The 18,014-nt window shown below is 71.1% G+C and carries 14 protein-coding genes; 7 read left to right on the plus strand and 7 right to left on the minus strand.

Going from position 1 to position 18,014, the window contains the following annotated elements:
* Positions 1–11: 11 nt before the first annotated feature.
* Positions 12–272 carry a GlsB/YeaQ/YmgE family stress response membrane protein gene (locus tag ACZ7L7_RS13780; protein ID WP_285512513.1) on the minus strand — a complete coding sequence of 87 codons (261 nt, stop codon included), beginning with the start codon at positions 270–272 and terminating at the stop codon, positions 12–14.
* 272 nt (positions 273–544) lie between these two features.
* On the opposite strand from ACZ7L7_RS13780, the gene ACZ7L7_RS13785 reads away from it, so the two are divergent.
* The 5 genes from ACZ7L7_RS13785 (at position 545) to ACZ7L7_RS13805 (ending at position 10,069) form a co-directional block, all read left to right on the plus strand.
* A complete protein-coding gene (locus ACZ7L7_RS13785) occupies positions 545–1,417 on the plus strand; it encodes a hypothetical protein (protein ID WP_285512514.1) in 873 nt (290 codons plus the stop codon).
* The gene (locus ACZ7L7_RS13790; protein ID WP_471429734.1) at positions 1,410–3,605 is read left to right on the plus strand and encodes a bifunctional serine/threonine-protein kinase/ABC transporter substrate-binding protein; all 2,196 of its coding nucleotides are present in this window, start codon (positions 1,410–1,412) and stop codon (positions 3,603–3,605) included. The genes ACZ7L7_RS13785 and ACZ7L7_RS13790 overlap by 8 nt, the downstream gene beginning before the upstream one ends.
* Before the next feature lie 40 nt (positions 3,606–3,645).
* Entirely contained in the window at positions 3,646–5,763 is a 2,118-nt protein-coding gene (locus tag ACZ7L7_RS13795) for a bifunctional serine/threonine-protein kinase/ABC transporter substrate-binding protein (RefSeq protein ID WP_472075885.1), read from the plus strand.
* Between the two features lie 243 nt (positions 5,764–6,006).
* Positions 6,007–9,279, plus strand: a complete 3,273-nt coding sequence (locus ACZ7L7_RS13800) for a LamG-like jellyroll fold domain-containing protein (RefSeq protein ID WP_285512517.1) — start codon at positions 6,007–6,009, stop codon at positions 9,277–9,279.
* A gap of 181 nt (positions 9,280–9,460) precedes the next feature.
* A complete protein-coding gene (locus ACZ7L7_RS13805) occupies positions 9,461–10,069 on the plus strand; it encodes a rhomboid family intramembrane serine protease (protein ID WP_285512518.1) in 609 nt (202 codons plus the stop codon).
* Positions 10,070–10,406: 337 nt separating this feature from the next.
* Here the strand turns inward: ACZ7L7_RS13805 and ACZ7L7_RS13810 are convergent, their stop codons facing one another.
* The 5 genes from ACZ7L7_RS13810 to ACZ7L7_RS13830 form a co-directional block, all read right to left on the minus strand.
* Positions 10,407–11,441 carry an ABC transporter permease gene (locus tag ACZ7L7_RS13810; protein WP_471429730.1) on the minus strand — a complete coding sequence of 345 codons (1,035 nt, stop codon included), beginning with the start codon at positions 11,439–11,441 and terminating at the stop codon, positions 10,407–10,409.
* On the minus strand, positions 11,438–12,400 hold the full coding sequence (locus ACZ7L7_RS13815; protein ID WP_285512519.1) for an ABC transporter permease: 963 nt from the start codon (positions 12,398–12,400) through the stop codon (positions 11,438–11,440). Before ACZ7L7_RS13815 ends, ACZ7L7_RS13810 begins: the two co-directional genes overlap by 4 nt.
* A complete protein-coding gene (locus ACZ7L7_RS13820; RefSeq protein WP_285512520.1) occupies positions 12,393–13,934 on the minus strand; it encodes a sugar ABC transporter ATP-binding protein in 1,542 nt (513 codons plus the stop codon). Before ACZ7L7_RS13820 ends, ACZ7L7_RS13815 begins: the two co-directional genes overlap by 8 nt.
* A 1-nt stretch (position 13,935) precedes the next feature.
* On the minus strand, positions 13,936–15,027 hold the full coding sequence (locus ACZ7L7_RS13825; protein WP_285512521.1) for an ABC transporter substrate-binding protein: 1,092 nt from the start codon (positions 15,025–15,027) through the stop codon (positions 13,936–13,938).
* A 301-nt stretch (positions 15,028–15,328) separates the two neighbouring features.
* On the minus strand, positions 15,329–16,363 hold the full coding sequence (locus tag ACZ7L7_RS13830) for a LacI family DNA-binding transcriptional regulator (RefSeq protein ID WP_471429727.1): 1,035 nt from the start codon (positions 16,361–16,363) through the stop codon (positions 15,329–15,331).
* Positions 16,364–16,530: 167 nt separating this feature from the next.
* Here ACZ7L7_RS13830 and ACZ7L7_RS13835 point away from each other — a divergent pair, with 167 nt between their 5' ends.
* Positions 16,531–16,758: a hypothetical protein gene (locus tag ACZ7L7_RS13835; protein ID WP_285512523.1), complete on the plus strand. Its 228-nt coding sequence runs from the start codon at positions 16,531–16,533 to the stop codon at positions 16,756–16,758.
* A gap of 159 nt (positions 16,759–16,917) precedes the next feature.
* Here ACZ7L7_RS13835 and ACZ7L7_RS13840 read toward each other — a convergent pair whose 3' ends face one another.
* On the minus strand, positions 16,918–17,418 hold the full coding sequence (locus ACZ7L7_RS13840) for a PaaI family thioesterase (RefSeq protein ID WP_285512524.1): 501 nt from the start codon (positions 17,416–17,418) through the stop codon (positions 16,918–16,920).
* Positions 17,419–17,523: 105 nt separating this feature from the next.
* Here ACZ7L7_RS13840 and ACZ7L7_RS13845 point away from each other — a divergent pair, with 105 nt between their 5' ends.
* Positions 17,524–17,997 carry a winged helix-turn-helix transcriptional regulator gene (locus tag ACZ7L7_RS13845; RefSeq protein WP_285512525.1) on the plus strand — a complete coding sequence of 158 codons (474 nt, stop codon included), beginning with the start codon at positions 17,524–17,526 and terminating at the stop codon, positions 17,995–17,997.
* The last annotated feature ends 17 nt before the right edge of the window (positions 17,998–18,014 follow it).

An 18,014-nucleotide genomic window follows, 5' to 3' on the forward strand; every position in this document is an offset into this window, starting at 1 on the left:
GCGCACGGTCGTCAGCGCAGCTTGATCTTGTGGACCGCGGCGACGCCCAGGGCCGCCAGGGCGATCTGGATCAGCCACTCCACCCAGTCGACGCCGTCGGTGTCGGCGACGTCCAGGCCGGAGGCGATGGCGGTGCCCACCAGTGCGGCGACGATGCCGATCGTGATCGTCCACAGGATGCCGATGCGCTGACGCCCCGGGACTGCGAGCCGTCCCAGAACACCGATCACGATGCCGATGACGATCGCGCTGAGGATGCCTGATATCTCCATGTGCGTACACCGCCCCTCACTCGTTGTTGACCAGGCGAGTGCCCGTTCGAATCGGTTTCAGTCGGGCCGCCGGGAACGGGCGGGGTCGCGGATGTGAGAGGGATCATGGCGACATGCCGGAACCGTTCCGCATGCGGCCGGTGGCAATGTGTCAAGTCCGTTCCAGACGAGTCGAGTTGGAGTTCGAACGCCGTACGGTGCGCCACACTTCCTTCACATGCGTGTCGCCATGGGGCGGGCGCGCGCTTCGATACCTGTGAGGGGGGGCTGCGATGACCGAGTGGAGACCGGTCGTGGCAGCGGTGGCGGGGACGCTACTGCTGGCCGGGTGCACCAGTGGGGCGGACGGGACGGACGGCGACAAGAAGCCGACGGCTCCGGCGCGGGACGCGAAACCGTCCGGGAGCGCCGCTCCGTCGGCGCCGGAATCCGCCGAGGAGGTCAACGAGCCGTACACGATGGCCGAGGAGCGGGCGCCGCGTACCCGGGCGGAGGCGGTCGAGTTCGTACGCGGGCTGGATACGCGACCGGACCACTTCGGCACCGGCTTCCGCAAGGCGAGCCCCTACGAGAGCGATCCGGGCGAGTGGGCCGTACTCGACGAGGAGTGTGTGTGGCAGCGGGAAACGCTGCCGAAGACCGTGCTGGCCAGCCTCACCCGGAGGTTCGTCCTCCCGGCCAAGGACGGCAAGGGGGCGGTACAGGTCTCCCTCACGGTCACCGTGCACCGGGACACCAAGGCCGCGCGCCGCGACATGGCCGCCTCCCTGCAGGAGGCGCTGCGCTGCCCGGACCAGCGGCTGAACGCCACCGAGCGGGTGCGCGGGCTGTTCTCACGGGCCGATCCGTTCGCCGAGGGCCGCAACGGCGTCACCGACGACGACCTCGTCGAGACCGGGACGTATCTCGTGGACGGGGTGAAGGGCGAGTTCGTCTTCGACTGGTTCAAGTACCGGCTCGGCCCGGTCACCGTGGCCGCCACCGACCGGATCGGAGCGGGCCACAGCAAGGAGGAGGCGCGGCAGCTCGCCTCGGACGTGGCGCAGGGAGTCACGCATACCGCGGCCGAGATCGACAGCATCGGCGGCAGCGAGGGCAAGGACAGTACCGGCGACAGTGACGGGAAGGGGGCAGGCGATGAGTGAGCCGCTGATTCCCTCCGACCCGTCCCGTATCGCCGCCTTCCGGCTGCTGCGGCGGCTGGGCGCGGGCGGCATGGGTGTGGTCTACCTCGGCCGGGACTCCGACGGCACGCTCGCCGCGGTCAAGGTGATCCGCGGGGAGAGCACGGGCGACGACGAGTTCCGGGCGCGGTTCGCGCGTGAGGTCGAGCTGGCGCGGCGGGTGACCAACCGCTGGGTGGTGCCGGTGCTCGGCGCGGACGCCGAGGCCGCCGAGCCGTGGCTGGCCACCGCGTTCGTACCCGGGCCCTCCCTGGTCGAGGCCGTCGCGGAGCACGGCCCGCTGCCGGTCACGACCGCGCGCTCCCTGGGCCGTCTGCTCGCCGACGCCCTCGTCGACCTGCACGCGGCCGGGCTGGTCCACCGCGACGTAAAGCCCGCAAACGTGCTGCTGGCTCTGGACGGGCCCCGGCTGATCGACTTCGGCGTGGCGCGGGCCGAGGACGACACCGCGCTGACCGCCTCCGGGATGGTCGTCGGCAGCCCCGGCTTCCTCTCCCCCGAACAGGCCCAGGGCCACACCGCGACCTCCGCCAGCGATGTCTTCTCGCTCGGCGGTGTCCTCGCCTACGCCCTGACCGGCCGCCCGCCCTTCGGTACCGGCGCGCCGGAGGCCCTGCTGTACCGCACCGTCCACGACGAGCCCGCGCTCGACGGGATCGAGGACGACGACACACGTGCCCTGGTGGCCCGCTGCCTGTCCAAGGAGCCGGACGAGCGGCCCGGCGCCGAGGAACTCAGGTCGCTGCTGACCGAGGACGGCCAGGACGACGGCCTGCGACTCCCCGACCCGGTCACCCGCATGATCGCCGCGCGCTCCGCCGAGGGCCTGGCGCTGCCCGACATCGAACCCACCGAGGTGGACCAGTCCGCCGCGGTGACCCTGCCCGCCGACCCCCGGGACGAGGAACGGGGCCGCCCGAGCCGGCGCCGACTGCTGCTGGCCGGCGGGGGGCTGCTGCTCGCCGCGTCCGGCGCGGGCGCCGCCGTATGGCTCACGGGCCGCGACGACGATGACGACAAGCCCACCGCCTCCCCTCCGACGTACGTCCTTGGCGTGCACACCTCCGAGTCCGCCGACCTGGTCAGCCGGGTCAGCGAGCGGGCCGCCCGGCTCGCCGTCGCCCGGCACAACGCGACCCGCGGCCGCGCGTACGACCTGAAGGTCCGGGTGCTGCGGGACAAGGGTGACGCGGCCAGTGCCCAGCAGGTGGCGTCCCGGTTCACCGCGGACCGGGACGTGATGGCCGTCCTCGGCCCGGTGACCGAGCTGCCGATGCGGTCGGCGGCGAAGGTGTACGGGCAGGCCGGGCTGGCGCACGCGTCGAGCACGACCGGTCAGCAGGACTACTACGTCACCTCGCCCAAGGTGTCGTTCCAGACCGGAGTCGCGCACGCCTCGCTGGGGGCGTGGATCGCCTTCCACGCCCAGATGACCGGGCGGCTGGGGCGTCTCGGCGTGGTGCTGGACCGCTCCGGCGGCACGACCATCCAGGACCAGGCCACCCTGCTCATCCAGCAGTGGCGGGACGGCTTCGGGGCCGAGGTGGTGCCGCGGGTGGTGGCCGAGGAGACCGGCGACGGCCCGGTCGCGGTACGCGAACTGCTCGCCGCCGACGTGACCGCCTTCGCCTACCTCGGCCCCCTGGACGCCACCGTCACCGCCGCCGAACGACTGGCCGAGGCCGGGTTCGACGGCCCGCGCTGGATGCAGCACCTGCTGCACGGCTCGGACTTCCCCACGTCGGCGGGGGCGGCGGGCGAGGGGTGGTACGTCGTTGACGCCGCCGTCGATCCCTCCGCCCTGACCAGCAAGGAGGCACGGGAGTTCACCACCGCGTGGCGCAAGCGCTACGGGGCCGCTCCGGAGCCCTACGCCGCGGAGGCGTACGACACCGTCCGGCTGCTGCTCGCCGAGTTCGAGCGGACGGTGCCGAAGCGCAAGGGGCGCCGGCCGGCGCGGGCCGAACTCGGTGAGCGGCTGGCCGAGGCAACGTACCAGGGCATCGCCCGGACGTACGCTTTCGGTGACTACCACCAGTTCACCACCGACAACAACGGCTGGCTGAGCGGCACCTACATCCACGAGGTGCGCGACGGGCGGTTCCAGCAGCTCGGGTCGCTGGCGGATCTGAGCTCCGCCCGGGGCTGAGGCGGGGTCGGACGGTTGGGCACACAGAGGGGGGCGTGGCGTGGATCGGCTGCTGCCGTCCGACCCGTCCGCGATCGGTGAGTACCGGCTCGCGGCACGGCTCGGCGCGGGCGGGATGGGCGTGGTGTACCTGGCGCGCTCCCCGCACGGCACCTGGTGTGCGCTGAAGTCGATCCGCGCCGAGCACGCCGACGACCCGGGGTTCCGCGCCCGCTTCCGGCGCGAGACCCAGCTCGCCGAGCGGCTCGGCGGGCGGTGGACCGTGCCGGTGGTGGCGGCCGACGCCGAGGCCCGCTCCCCCTGGCTGGCCACCGCCTATGTGCCGGGGCCCTCTCTCGCCGAGGCCGTCGCCCGGTACGGGCCGTGGCCGGTGGCGCATCTGCGCAGCCTGGGTGCCGCGCTGGCCGAGACGCTGGAGGAGGTGCACGCCGGCGGTCTGGTGCACCGGGACGTGAAGCCGGGCAACATCCTGCTCGCCGCCGACGGCCCGCGTCTGATCGACTTCGGTATCGCGCGGGCGGTCGGGGTGACCGCCCTGACCACCGACGGCTCGGTCATCGGCTCCCCCGGCTACCTCTCACCGGAGCAGGCGCGCGGCCGTACGGTGGGGCCGCCGAGCGACGTGTTCTCGCTGGGCTGTGTCCTGGCCCACGCGGCCACCGGCCGCCCCGTGTTCGGGCACGGCGGTGTGGCGGGCGTGCTGTACCGGACGGTGCACGAGGAGCCCGATCTGGAGGGCGTACCGGAGGCGCTGGACGGGATCGTACGGCGGTGTCTGGCGAAGGAGCCCGAGGAGCGGCCCTCGGTCGGTGAACTCCGGGAGTTCTTCGAGGAGTTCGACGAGCGGACCTGGCTGCCGGAAGGGCTGCCGGCGCTGGTCGCGGCGCGTGCCGCGCGGGTGCTGGACCTGCCGGTGCCGCAGGGCACGGTGCTCGACGCGTCCCCGGTGACGGCCGAGACCGTTGCCCCGGAGGCGGTGCCCGCCACACGGCGCCGGGTACTGGCCATGGGCGGCGCGGCACTGGGCGTCGGCTCGATCGGCGTGGGCAGTTGGTGGCGCTGGGGGCGCTCACAGCCGTCCGGCACGACAGGTTCCGGCACACTGCCGCGCCGCGTCGTCGGGCTGCTCGGCGACAAGGCGGACGACGTGTTCACCGCCCACGAGCGCGGGGCGCGGCTGGCGGTCGGCGAGCACAACGCCCGTGCGGGGCGGGCCTTCGACCTCGTCCTGCGCATCGCCGACGGCGGCGGCACCGCGAAGGGAGCGGTCGCGGCCGTCGGCCGGCTGGTCGAGGACCCGGGGGTGGCCGTCGTGATCGACGCGGGCGGCAACGCCACGGCGCCCGCCGTGGTGCAGCCGTGCGCCCAGGCCGGGGTCGCCCACCTCGTGGTGCGGGCCGACACCAACGAGCTCGACACCATCAACGTCACCTCCACCCTGCTCATGCGGCCCACGAAGACGGCCGGGCCCCCGGCGATCGTGCGCTATCTGAACCGGGTGGTGAAACCGGGCCGCACGGCGGTCGTGCACGATCTCACCGACGCCGACGCGACCCTGCCCACGGTCCGCAGCGTCACCGTGTACCAGAAGCTCACCGGCGAGGTCGCGGTGGAGGAGGTCGCCGAAGGACGGGGCTTCGACGCCGCGGCCCGGCGGATCGCCGACCGGGGCGACGACGCGGTGCTCTTCGCGGGCGCCCACCCCGACCGGGCGGCGGCCTGCGCCCGTGCCCTGCGCAAGGCGGGGTACCGAGGGCCGTGCGTGACGGACGAACACGCGCTCGGCACCCGGTTCCTGGCGGAGGCGGAGGGCTGGCTGATCGGGACGGGGTACACGGACACCAGCGCCGACCCGCGTGGCAAGGCCTTCGCCAAGGCGCACCGCGACCGCTACGGCACCGCCCCCGCACCCTGGGCGGCGGAGGCGTACGACACCGTCCGCTTCGCCGCGTACGGCCTGACCGCCGCGGGCGACGACGCGCGTTCCACCCTGCGCTCCGAACTCCTGCGCAAGCCCTGGCAGGGCATCACACGCCGGGTCAGCTACGACGCCGACGGCGAGTTCTTCGAGGCTCTCGACGACCCCGGCTGGTTCCTGTACCGGGTGAGCGACAACACCCTGCGTTTCGTCTCGGCGGCGGACGACATCGGGCGCTGACGGCGGGCGGGACGGGGTCGGCGTTTCGCCGTGCCGAGGGCCGTCCCCTCGTGGCGGCCGGGGACCCGTCTGTCGCCATGGCCGGGATCGCGCCTTTCGTGATGCCCGTTCAACTGTGTGCTGCGCGAGGTCTGGACAGCCCTGTGAGGCCGTGCTGTCATACCGCTGTCACCGGGTTTCCAACGTTGAAAAGGCGGTGCCGGGCACCCCACCGGTCACGGCCTCTGCACGAGGAAAGGTTCCATGACAGAACACCGCACCCGCCCCAGAGCCATATGGGCGCTGCTCACGGCAGCCGCCCTGACCCTCCCCCCGATGGGCCTGATGCCCAGCGCGGTCGCCGCCGAGCAGTCGGCGGGCACATCCGCAACAGCCGCCGCGCAGGCCGCCGTTCAGACCCACGGTCTGAAGGGCGAGTACTTCCGGATGTCCGCCCCCGGCGCCCGTGACTTCGCCGAACTGGGCGGCACCCTGCTCGATCCGCAGATCAATTTCTCCGGACTGACCAGCACCTTCGAGGAGTTGACCGGCCGGAACGAACACACCACCGCCCGCTGGACCGGCAAGCTGACCGCGCCCACGACCGGCGACTACACCTTCTACGCCATCGGTGACAACGGTTTCCGCCTCTTCATCGACGGCGAGCCTGTCATCGACCACTGGGTCGGCGACTGGGACCGCGAGCAGACCAGCCGGCCCGTGCGGCTGACGGCCGGTGAACCCCACGAGTTCCGGCTGGAGATGTTCCAGGACACCGGCGGCGCCAACATGTTCCTGCGCTGGTCGACCCCGACACTGCCCAAGCAGCTCGTGCCGATGTCGGCGTTCACCCCGCCCGACGACTTCGAGGTCTACCCGGTCGAACCGTCCGTCAAGGAGGACGGCAAGCGGGTGCGCCTGCGCTTCGACGGCCGCGTCGGCGGACTCGCCTCGGTCAAGGAGCACCTGAAGATCGAGGCGGACACCACCGCCATGCCGGTCCGCTCGGTCGCCGCCTACCCCGGGGACCGCGACTCCGTCCTCGTCACCCTCTCCGAGCCGATCCAGACGAACCAGCAGGTCCGCGTCTCCTACGACGGACAGGGCGGCCTGAGCGTCGGCGGCGAGGGCGTGCCCAAGCTCATCCGCTACGCCGAGAACGACTCCGCCCACCGGCTCACCACCCCCTGGGGCGACAAGGTCGACACCAAGCACCCGCTGCCGGAGTACCCGCGCCCCCAGCAGGTGCGGTCCCAGTGGAAGAACCTCAACGGGCCCTGGCAGTTCAGCGGTGCCAAGGAGGGCGAGCAGCCGGTCTTCGGCAAGAACCTCGACGAGAAGATCATCGTCCCGTTCCCGGTCGAGTCCCAGCTCTCGGGCCTGGAGCGGCACGAGGACCACATGTTCTACCGCAAGCTCGTGGACGTACCGGAGAGCTGGAAGGTCGGCAAGGGCGACCGGGACCAACGGCTGAAGCTCAACTTCGGTGCCGTGGACTACAAGTCCCGCGTCTACGTCAACGGCAAGAAGGTCGCCGACCACACCGGCGGCTACAACGCCTTCAGCGTCGACATCACCGACGCGCTCAAGGGCAGCGGCAAGCAGGAGATCGTGGTCGCGGTCACCGACACCGGCGGCGCCGACCAGCCCATGGGCAAGCAGACCAACACCCCGGGCGGCATCTTCTACACGCAGACCTCCGGCATCTGGCAGACCGTGTGGATGGAACCCGTGGCCGCCTCGTCCATCGACGACATCGTTGCCACGCCCGACATCGACACCTCCACGCTCGCCGTGAAGGTCCGCTCCGAGGAGGCCTCGTCCACCGCCCGTGTGGAGGCCGTCGCCCGTGACGCACGCGGCAAGGTCGTCGGCCGGGTGAGCGGCCCGGCCAACAAGGACCTGCAACTGCCGGTGGCGAAGCAGCACTTGTGGACCCCGGACGACCCCTACCTCTACGACCTGGACGTCCGGCTCACCGACGGACGCAGCACCGACCGGATCAGCAGCTACTTCGGCATGCGTGAGGTCGGCATCAAGAAGGTCGGCGGCTTCAACAAGCTCGTCCTGAACGGCAAGCCGATCTTCTCCCTGGCCACCCTCGACCAGGGCTTCTGGCCCGACGGCCTCTACACCGCGCCCAGCGACGAGGCCCTCGCCTTCGACCTCAAGGCGCACAAGAAGCTCGGCTTCAACGCGGTCCGCAAGCACATCAAGGTCGAACCGGACCGCTGGTTCTACCACGCCGACAAGCTGGGCCTGCTGGTCTGGCAGGACTTCGTCTCCGGCAACATCACCAACGAGACCGGTCAGAAGGCCTTCGTCGACCAGGGCCGCGAGATGATGCGGCAGCATCACAACTCCCCGTCCGTCATCGGCTGGATCGTCTTCAACGAGGGCTGGGGCGAGTGGAACCGCGAGGAGACCGGCCGGATCACCGACGCGGTCAAGGAGGCCGACCCGTCCCGCGTCGTCAACGCCCACAGCGGGGTCAACTGCTGCAACTCCAAGGGTGATTCGGGCCGCGGCGACATCATCGACCACCACGACTACAACAACACCGACCCCGCCTTCCCGGACGAGCGGCGGGCCGCCATGGACGGCGAGCACGGCGGCTTCACCCTGCGCACCCCGGGCCACATGTGGCCGGGCGCCCCGACCGTGATCTACAGCGGCGTCACCACCAAGGCGGAGCTGACCCGCAAGTACGTGGAGAACACCGGGCAGTACTACCTCGACCAGGCGGGCGCCGAGCTGTCCGGCTCGGTCTACACCCAGATCACCGACCTGGAGAACGAGCTGAACGGCCTCTACACGTACGACCGGCGCGAGATCAAGGTGGACCCGGATCCGGTACGGGACATCAACCGCAGGATCATCGCGGCCGGCGCCGCCGCGGGCGACAGGAAGCCGCTCACCGGCGGCGGGCACTGGAAGCTCGACGAGAACACCGGCACCACGGCCGCCGACGAGGGCCCGAACGACCGGCCCCTCACCCTGCGCGAGGGCGCGACCTGGACACCCGGCGTCAGCGGCAGCGCGCTGAAGTTCGACGGGCAGAAGCAGTACGCCGAGACCGCCGGCCCGGTGCTGGACACCGCGGGCAGCTACTCGGTGGCCGCCTGGGTCCGCCTGGACCAGCTCCCCGGCAACTACGCCACCGCGGTCAGCCAGGACTCCCGCGCCACCGCCAACTCCTTCTACCTCCAGTACGGACACGGCAACTTCGCCTTCAGCACCCCCGACGAGCGCCGCGCCACGGCTCCGGTCAGTGTGGAGCGGGGCCGCTGGTACCACCTCGTCGGCGTCCGGGACGCCACGACCAACCAGATCCGCCTCTACGTCGACGGTGAGCTCACGGCAACCAACACCGGCGGCGCGGCCCTCCCGAGCACCGGGCCACTGACCGTGGGCCGCGCGCACTGGGACGGCTCGAAGGTCGACTTCTGGAACGGCGCCGTGGACGAGGTCCACGCCTTCGACAAGGCGCTGACCGCCGAGGAGGTGGGCGACCTGTACGCGGACGAGAAGCCCTGATCCGCGGGACCTCTGAAGCGGCCCCGGTGGCGGGAGGTGCACGGCTCCCGCCACCGGGGCCGTTGCCGTCTCTTGTGGCTCGACCGGGTTCGGGGCCCGATCCTGTCCGGCCGCGCGGGGCGGGAACCGGCCAAGGGGTGCCGTGCGTTTCCCCGAGGGACGAGTGATTGCGGGGGTTGCCATGTCCGATGCGCCGGTGCAGTGGTCGCGCGGCGACCGTGTGAGGGTCGCGGCCGGGCTGATGCTGGGCTGGGTCGCGCTGTTGTGGCTGCTCGAAGTGGTGGACGCGGCCACCGGCCATGCCCTCGACGACTTCGGCATCGTCCCCCGGGACCCCGCGGAGCTGACGGATGTCGTCCCGGCCGCGTTCCTGCACTTCGGCTTCGGTCATGTGGCCGCGAACAGCGTGCCCCTGCTGGTTCTCGGCTTCCTGGCGGCGCTCGGCGGGCTGCGCCGGTTCGCCGCGGTGTGCGCGCTGATCATCGTGGCGGACGGGCTGGGGGTGTGGCTGCTCTCCCCGGCACACAGCAATACGGCGGGCGCCTCCGGTCTGGTCTTCGGTCTCTTCGGCTTCCTGCTGGCCACGGGCTTCGTCGAACGGCGGCCGCTCGGGGTGCTGGTCGCCGTGCTGATAGCCGCGGTCTGGGGAGGCTCGATCCTCACCGGGATAGCCCCCACCCAGACCGGTGTCAGCTGGCAGGGCCATCTGGTCGGCCTGATATCGGGCGTGGCGGCGGCGTTCCTGTTCCGCCGCAGGCCGCCCGCCGGGACGGCCACGGCGGGGCTCTGAGCTGCTCGCGGAACACACAGCCCGAACGACGCACAGCGTCGCCCTCCGGCGCCCGCGACGAGCGCGTCGGACCGTTCGAGGCCGGCGACCGCGGTGACAGGGTTTTGGCAGAAGGAAGGCCCGAATCCGGCGACAGATCGCACGCCACACGGGCCTCCGCGCTCACACTCACCTCGGTGAAGCCGGCCGACTGCAGCAGTCCGCGACCGGCGATGCCCGCCAACGCCCCGGGCAGGCTCTGGGCGGGACAGGGGAAAGCGGCCGACGCGTGTGCGTTCGGCCGCCCGGAACCGGACAGGCGGCAGGGCTCTCGCGCCCGCCGCCTGTCCGGGGTCCGTCACATCAGTTGCCGTCTGCGGCCCAGCCAGGTCTGGGCGATGACGACCACGGCGAGGAAGGCGCCGCTGACCACCTGCTGGTAGGAGGAGTCGAGCGAGCCGATCTGGTTGATGACGTTCTGGATCACCTTCAGCAGCAGGACACCGACCAACGAGCCGCTGACGTAGCCGAGTCCGCCGGTGAGCAGGGTGCCGCCGATGACGACCGCCGAGATCGCCTCCAGTTCCATGCCATTGCCGAGGATGGTCACACCGGACGCCAGCCAGGCCGCGTTGAGCGCGCCCGCCAGTCCGGCCAGCAGTCCGGACAGGGTGTAGACGAGGATCTTCGTACGGGCCACGGGGGCGCCCATCAGGGCCGCCGCGTCCTCGTTGCCGCCGACGGCATAGACGTGCTGCCCGAACCGGGTGCGGCGCAGCACGACGGCGCCCACGACGAACAGACCGAGCGTGATCCACACCGGGTTGCCGAGGCCGAGGGTGGTGCCCTGGCCGAGTTCGGCGAGGAAGGAGCCCTTGGTGACGAGGTAGGTCTCGGCGCCCTCGTCGGTCAGGGCCAGCATCAGTCCGCGCGCACCGAGCATGGCGGCGAGGGTGACGATGAAGGGCGCGAGCCGGGAGCGGGCGACGAGCAGTCCGTTGACGACGCCGATGAGCCCGCAGACCGCGAGTGGCAGCAGCAGGGCCACCAGGGTGCCGTGGCGTGATCCCCAGGCGGCCAGGACGCCGCCGAGCGCGAACAGGGAACCGACGGACAGGTCGATCCCGCCCGTGATGATCACGAACGTCATGCCGAGGGCGACGATGGCGAGGAACGCCGAACTGGTCGCCATGTTGGTGATGTTGTCACCCGTGGCGAAGGTGTCGAAGGAGAACGACGCCACCAGGGAGACGATCACCAGGACGGCCAGGGCACCGTGCTGCTGGAGCAGGGCGCTGATCCGGTCGGCGCGACTGGGCCCGGTCTGCTCGGTCTTCTCGATGGGCCCGGTGGGCGCAGGGGTCATGGGGGCGTCCGTGTGCGTGGTGGTCATCGCTTCCCCCGTCCCCGGGCCGCGTAGACGGCGGCCACGATCACGACGGCCTGGGCGATCTGGGTCCAGGACGGTGGCAGGTCGTGCTTGATGAGCGTGGCGGTCAGGAGCTGGATCAGGACGGCTCCGGCGACCGTGCCCGCGATGTTCACACGGCCGCCGGTCAGCGGGGTGCCGCCGACCACCACGGCCGTGATGGCGGACAGTTCCATCAGGTTGCCGAGCGAGGTCGGGTCGCTGGCCTGGAGCCGGGCGGTGGCGAGGACGCCCGCGACGGCGGCGAGCAGCGCGCTCACCACGTACACGATGATCAGCACCCGGCGCACGGGCAGTCCGGCGAGCTGGGCGGCCGGGCGGCTGTCGCCGATGGCGAGGAGCTGGCGTCCGAAGGTGGTGCGGCGGACCACGAACGCGACGATCAGGGCCAGTAGGGCGGCGACCAGGATCAGGTACGGGAAGCCGAGCACGTCGCCGGAGCCCAGGGAGGCCAGGGTGGGGTTGCGCAGGTCCTCCAGTTGCGGGAGCAGCACCAGTGCCAGGCCTCGGCCGCCGACCATCAACGCCAGGGTGGCGACGATGGGTTGGACTCCGATGAACGCCACCAGCGCCCCGTTGGCGAGTCCGACGCCGGCCGCGAACAGGGCCACCACGAGGAGCGCGGGCAACAGGCCGTAGCCGAGGTAGAGGGCGATGACGGAGGCGGACAGGGCCATCACCGCGCCGACGGACAGGTCGACGCCCTCGGTGCCGATGACCAGGGCCATGCCCAGGGCGACGATGATGACGGGGGCGACCTGGACGGCCTGGGTGCGGAAGTTCTCCGCGGACAGGAAGTGCGGGGTGATGGCGATGTTGACCACCAGCAGCACGGCAACGCCGGCGTAGACGCCGTACCGCTGGAGCCACTGCAGAACGCGGTCCTTGTCCAACGAGGGGGTGCGCAGGGCGAGTTCAGCCATCGGCGGTCACCCCCCGGAGGTTGTCGCTGCCTGCGATGGCGCGCATCAGGTTGTCCTCGGTGACGTCGTCGCCGCTCAGCTCGCCGACGACGGCGCCGTCCTTCAGTACGACCACGCGGTCGGACCCTTCGATCAGTTCCTCCAGGTCGGAGGAGATGAGCAGGACACCCAGGCCGTCGGCGGCCAGTTCGTCCACGAGCTTCTGTACCTCGGCCTTGGCTCCGACATCGATGCCGCGGGTGGGTTCGTCGAGCAGCAGCACCTTGGGGTTCATGGCGAGCCAGCGGGCGAGGAGCACCTTCTGCTGGTTGCCGCCGGAGAGTTCGCCCACCTTCTGCTGCGGCGAGGAAGCCTTGATCCGCAGCCGTTTGATGAAGGTGTCCACGATCGAGTCGACCTTGGCCTCGGAGACCAGGCCGAAGCGGGAGAGCCGGGGCAGGACGGCCAGGGCGATGTTCTCCCGTACTGACAGGCCGGGGACGATGCCCTCGCTCTTGCGGTCCTCGGGCAGCAGGCTGATCCCGGCCCGGATGGCGGCCGGGGTGGAGCCCGCGCGCAACGGGACTCCGGCCACGGTGACCGAGCCCGAACCGAGCGGCAGGGCACCGGCGATGGCCTTGGCGGTCTCGGTGCGGCCGGAGCCGAGGAGGCCGCCGAGTCCGACGACCTCGCCGGGGCGGATGCTGACCGAGACGCCGTGGAGCTGGTGCGTGGCGGTCAGCTCCTTGGCTTCCAGCACCGGTTCGTCGGTGGCGGCGCTGTGGTCGCCGCTGAACTTGGTCAGGCCCTCGCTGCGGACCTCGCCGAGGTCCCGGCCGAGCATCGTCGACACCAGCTGGAGGCGGTCGAGTTCGGCGAGCGGTCCGTGGTGGACGCGGCGGCCGTCGCGGAGCACGGTGACGGTGCTGCACACGGCGTACAGCTCGTCCAGCCGGTGGCTGACGTACACCACCGCGATACCGGCGTCGCGCAGGCGTCGTATGACCGAGAAGAGGGTCTCCACCTCGCGGGGTTCGAGGGAGGAGGTCGGCTCGTCCATGATGACGATGCGGGCGTCGGTGGCCACCGCGCGGGCCAGGGCGACCATCTGCTGGGCGCCGACGCCGAGGGTGCGCAGGGGCCTGCGCACGTCCACCCGCACTCCGTAGGTGGCCAGGGTCTCCTCGGCCTCCCGGTTCATCCGGGCCATGTCCAGCACGCCGAACCGGTTCCGGGGCTCGCGGCCCAGGAAGAGGTTGCGGGCGACGCTGAGCAGGGGGATGAGGTTGACCTCCTGGTAGATGGTGGAGATGCCCGCCTTCTGCGCCTCCAGCGGGGTGGCGAAGGAGACTTCGCGGCCCTCGAAGACGATGGTCCCGGCGTCCGGGCGGTAGACGCCGGTGAGGAGCTTGATGAGGGTGGACTTGCCGGCGCCGTTCTCCCCTATGAGGGCGTGGACCTCACCGGCGTGCAGGGTGAGGTCCACGCCGTCCAGGGCCCGGACGCCGGGGAAGGTCTTGCCGAGTCCGCGGACGGCCAGGACTTCTTCGGGCATGTCAGTACGCCTTGCCGAGATCACTCTTCGCGTTGTCCTTGGTGTATGCGCCGTCCTCGATAACGATGTCCTGGGCGACTTCCTCACCCTGCGTGAAGGTGTCGAGGGTCTGGAAGGCGAGCGGGCCGAAGCGCGGGTTGGACTCGATGACACCGCTGATCCAGCCGTCCACGATGCCCTGCACGGCGTTGCGGGTACCGTCCACGGTAACGATCTTGACGTCCCCGGGCTTCTTGCCCGCGCCCTTGAGGGCGGCGACGGCGCCGAGGCCCATCTCGTCGTTCTCGGCGTAGATGCCCTTGATGTTCGGGTTGGACTGGATGAGCTGCTCGGTGACCTGCTGGCCCTTCTCGCGGGCGAAGTCGCCGGTCTGCTCGAAGACGACCTTCAACTCCGGTGCCTTCTCGGCGATACGGTCCTTGAAGCCCTTGGTGCGTTCGGTGGTGACGTTGTTGCCGGCCGCGCCGAGCAGGATCGCCACCTCGCCCTTGCCGCCGGTCGCCTCGATCATCTGGTCCGCGGCGCGCTTGCCCTGCTCGACGAAGTCGGAGGCGATGAAGGAGACATAGTCCTTGCAGGCGGTGGCGTTGATCTTGCGGTCGATGGTGACGATGGGCACCTTCTTGGCCGCCGCGGCCTGCAGGACCGGGTCCCAGCCGTCGGAGTTCAGCGGGGCGATGACCAGCAGGTCGGCTCCCTTGGCCAGCAGGTCCTGCACATCGCTGATCTGCTTGGAGAACTGCGACTGTGCGTTGGCCGTCAGCAGTTTGACGCCCCGCTTCTTGGCCTCGTCCTTGATGGACTGCGTCTCGGCGATACGGAACGGGTTGGCTTCCTTCTCGGACTGCGAGAAGCCGACGGTGGCGTTCTTCAGGTCGATCTTCTCGGCGCCGTAGGCGTCGACGGTGCAGGTCTTGGAGCCCGGTGCGGGCGAGGCGACCTTCTGTTCGGCGCCCGCGGCGGTCGCGGAGGAGTTGCCGCCGGCCGCGTCGTCCTCCGACTTGGCGCAGGAGGTGGCGGTGAGAACCACCGCGGCCGCCAGGGAGACGGCCACTGGACGGGCGAGGGAACGACGGTGCGTGGTGCGCTGCATGGTGACCCCGATCCGGGTGACGCTGGAAGGGAACTGGGGAGGTGTGAACGGGCAGAGATCAAGCAATCGAACGAACGTCGAGCAGAGTGGCGCTTCTCCCCTGGCGGCAGAGGTTGTTCGACCCGCCGCACGAAGGTTTTTACATCGTTGGAAGGACGCTGTAAACCCCCCGTGCACGCACCGCACGGGGGACAGCGAGGCAGCGGGCACAACAAGAAGCGCCGCAGGCAACAAGCTTGCGGCGCCAAAGATCAACAGGGTTCGGGCAACGGTGGGCAACAGGGCCCGCGCGGCGGGGTGTTCAGCCCTGGGCGGATCTCTCCCCCGCCGCGCGTCCGAGGGTGCTCTCGCGCTGCACCAGGCGGTAGTCCGCCCACACACGGCGCGGTTCGGGCAGTTCGCCGCCGCCGCTCAGCCGGGCCAGCACCGATTCGACCGCCAGCCGGCCGATGGCCTCCTTGTCCGGTGACACGGAGGTGAGGGTGACCGCGCCGAACCGCCCCTCGACCACATCGTCGAAGCCGACGACCGCGATGTCCTCGGGCACTCTGAGCCCGCGTTCGTGCAGGACGCGCATGGCGCCGATGGCCATGGGGTCGTTGTAGGCGAAGACCGCGTCCGGTTGGCGCCCCGATTCCAGGATGCGCGCCATGGCGTCGGCGCCGTCGGCGTGCCCCCATCCGTCGGTGGCGGCCACCAGCCCGTCGTCCGCGGGGAGTCCGGCGGCCGCCAGCTCCTCCCGCCAGCCCCTGACGCGCAGTTGGGCGGGCTCGCTGCGACCGCGCCGGGCGCCGATGAACGCGATCTCCCGCCGCCCCAGGTCGATCAGGTGCCGGACCGCGGCCCGGGCGGCGGCCACGTTGTCGATGGCGATGTGATCGTAGGGCAGGGCGTAGTCGCGCTCGCCGAGCAGGACGAGCGGCACTTCGGCCTGGTCGCGCAGGTCCTCGGGCTCCAGCTCGATGGGACTGAGGATGAGCCCGTCGATGACCCTGGCCCGGAACCCCTGGCTGACCAGCACCTCCTGCTCACGGCGCCCGCCGGTGTGGTCCAGCAGCACGATGTAGTCGTGCGCGGCGGCGGCGTCTATGACGGCGGCGGCGAGTTCGGCGAAGTAGGGGTTGCCCAGTTCGGGCAGGGCGAGGGCGATGATGCCCGTGCGCCCCTTGCGCAGATGGCGCGCGGCGAGGTTGGGTCGGTAGCCGAGCGCGTCGATCGAACGTTGGACTCGCTCGCGCATCGCTGGCGTGACGTGCTGGTAGTTGTTCACCACGTTGGAGACGGTCTTGATGGAGACCCCAGCATGCGCGGCGACATCCTTCAGGCTGACCCGCACGGCAATCCCTTCACGGACGTCGATTTACAACGTTATACAGCCGCCCGCCTCGGCTGACAAGGTGAGGGAAGACTGTATGCCGTACATACGGGGACGGTCCTGCCGGGTTCCCCGAATGCCCGTCCGTCGGCGGTCCGTGACGCCGAAGGGACGGATAAGGTTCGATCGTGACCAGGAAGCGCCCGCCCTCCGTCCCCGGCCCGCACACGGCCGCCTCCGCGGCGGCCTTCCTCAACGCGCAGGAGATCACCACCACGGACTGCCGCGGCTGCGGCGCCGAGGTCTCGGGGGTCAACGGACGCTATGCGTGCGGGGTCTGCGGATGGACGAACCACTGGTCCGAGGGCCACAACGAGCTGCCGGGCGCCGAGGAGGACCCGGACGCGCGGGGGTAGGCCCCTCGGTCCGGGCTCGGGCCCTCAGGCCGTCGGTCCGGGCTCGGGCCCTCAGGCCGTCGGTCCGGGCTCGGGCCCTCAGGTCATCGATCCGTGCTCGCACCCTCAGGCCGTCAGCCCGTACTCGCACCCTCAGGCCGCCAGTCCGTGCTCGCGTTCTCAGGCCGCCGGAGGAGTCACCGGGAACAGCAGGCAGCTGCTGGTGGCGTGGGCGAGCAGGCGGTCGTCGGCGTCGACCAGTTGGGCCTCGGCGAGGGCCGTGGTGCGGCCACGGTTGACGACGGTGCCGATCGCGCGGACCCGGCCCGTGTCCGACGTGATCCGCCTGAGGAACTTCACGTTCAGGTCGAGCGAGGTGTACCCCACTCCGGGCGGGAGCGTGGACTGCACGGCGCAGCCCGCCGCCGAGTCGAGCAGGGTGGCGTAGACGCCGCCGTGCACGCTGCCGATGGGGTTGTAGTGCTCCTCCCCCGGCACGATCGAGAACACCGCCCGGCCCTCCGCCACCTCGTCGAGGGTGAAGTCGAGGGTCGCGGCGATCGGTGGCGCGGGCAGCCGGCCCGCCTGTATCTCCCGCAGGAAGTCCATGCCGGAGGCGGCGCCCACCGCCGCGGCGCTGGTCGCGGGGTCGTCCCACTCGTAGGTACGTGACCGTCCCATGTTCCGGTGTCCTCTCCGCTGACCCGCTCGGCTGACTTCGTCATTCGAAGCTAGCTGGGCGAGCGCCTGGCTGTCAAAGAAAAAGTCAGCCCGTAGCATGGGGGCATGGAATGGCTTGAGGTCAGCACGGAGAACTGTCCCGTCCAGACCACGCTGGATCTGGTCGGCGAGAAGTGGACACTGCTGATCGTGCGGGACGCCGCCAACGGCGTCCGCCGGTTCGACGACTTCCGGCGCCACATGGGCCTGTCGGACGCGGTCCTGAGCGACCGGCTGCGCAAGCTGACGGCCGCCGGCATTCTCCGCACGGTTCCCTACCAGGAGCCGGGCAGCCGGGCCCGCAACGAGTACCGGCTCACCCGCAAGGGCTGGGACCTGTGGCCCGTCCTCGTCGCCCTGCGCCAGTGGGGCGAGACGTACGCACCGGATCCCGCGGGGCCGGTCCTGGACATGCGGCACGCGGAGTGCGGGGCGCCGGTCCGGGTGGTCGTCGAGTGCGCGGAGGAGCATGTCGCGCTGGCTCCGAGGGATGTGTCGGCGCGGCCCGGTCCGGGGGCGCGTCCCAGGGCCGCGTCCTGAGACGTACGACGACCTGG

The organism is Streptomyces sp. NPDC110618 (genome assembly GCF_055657065.1).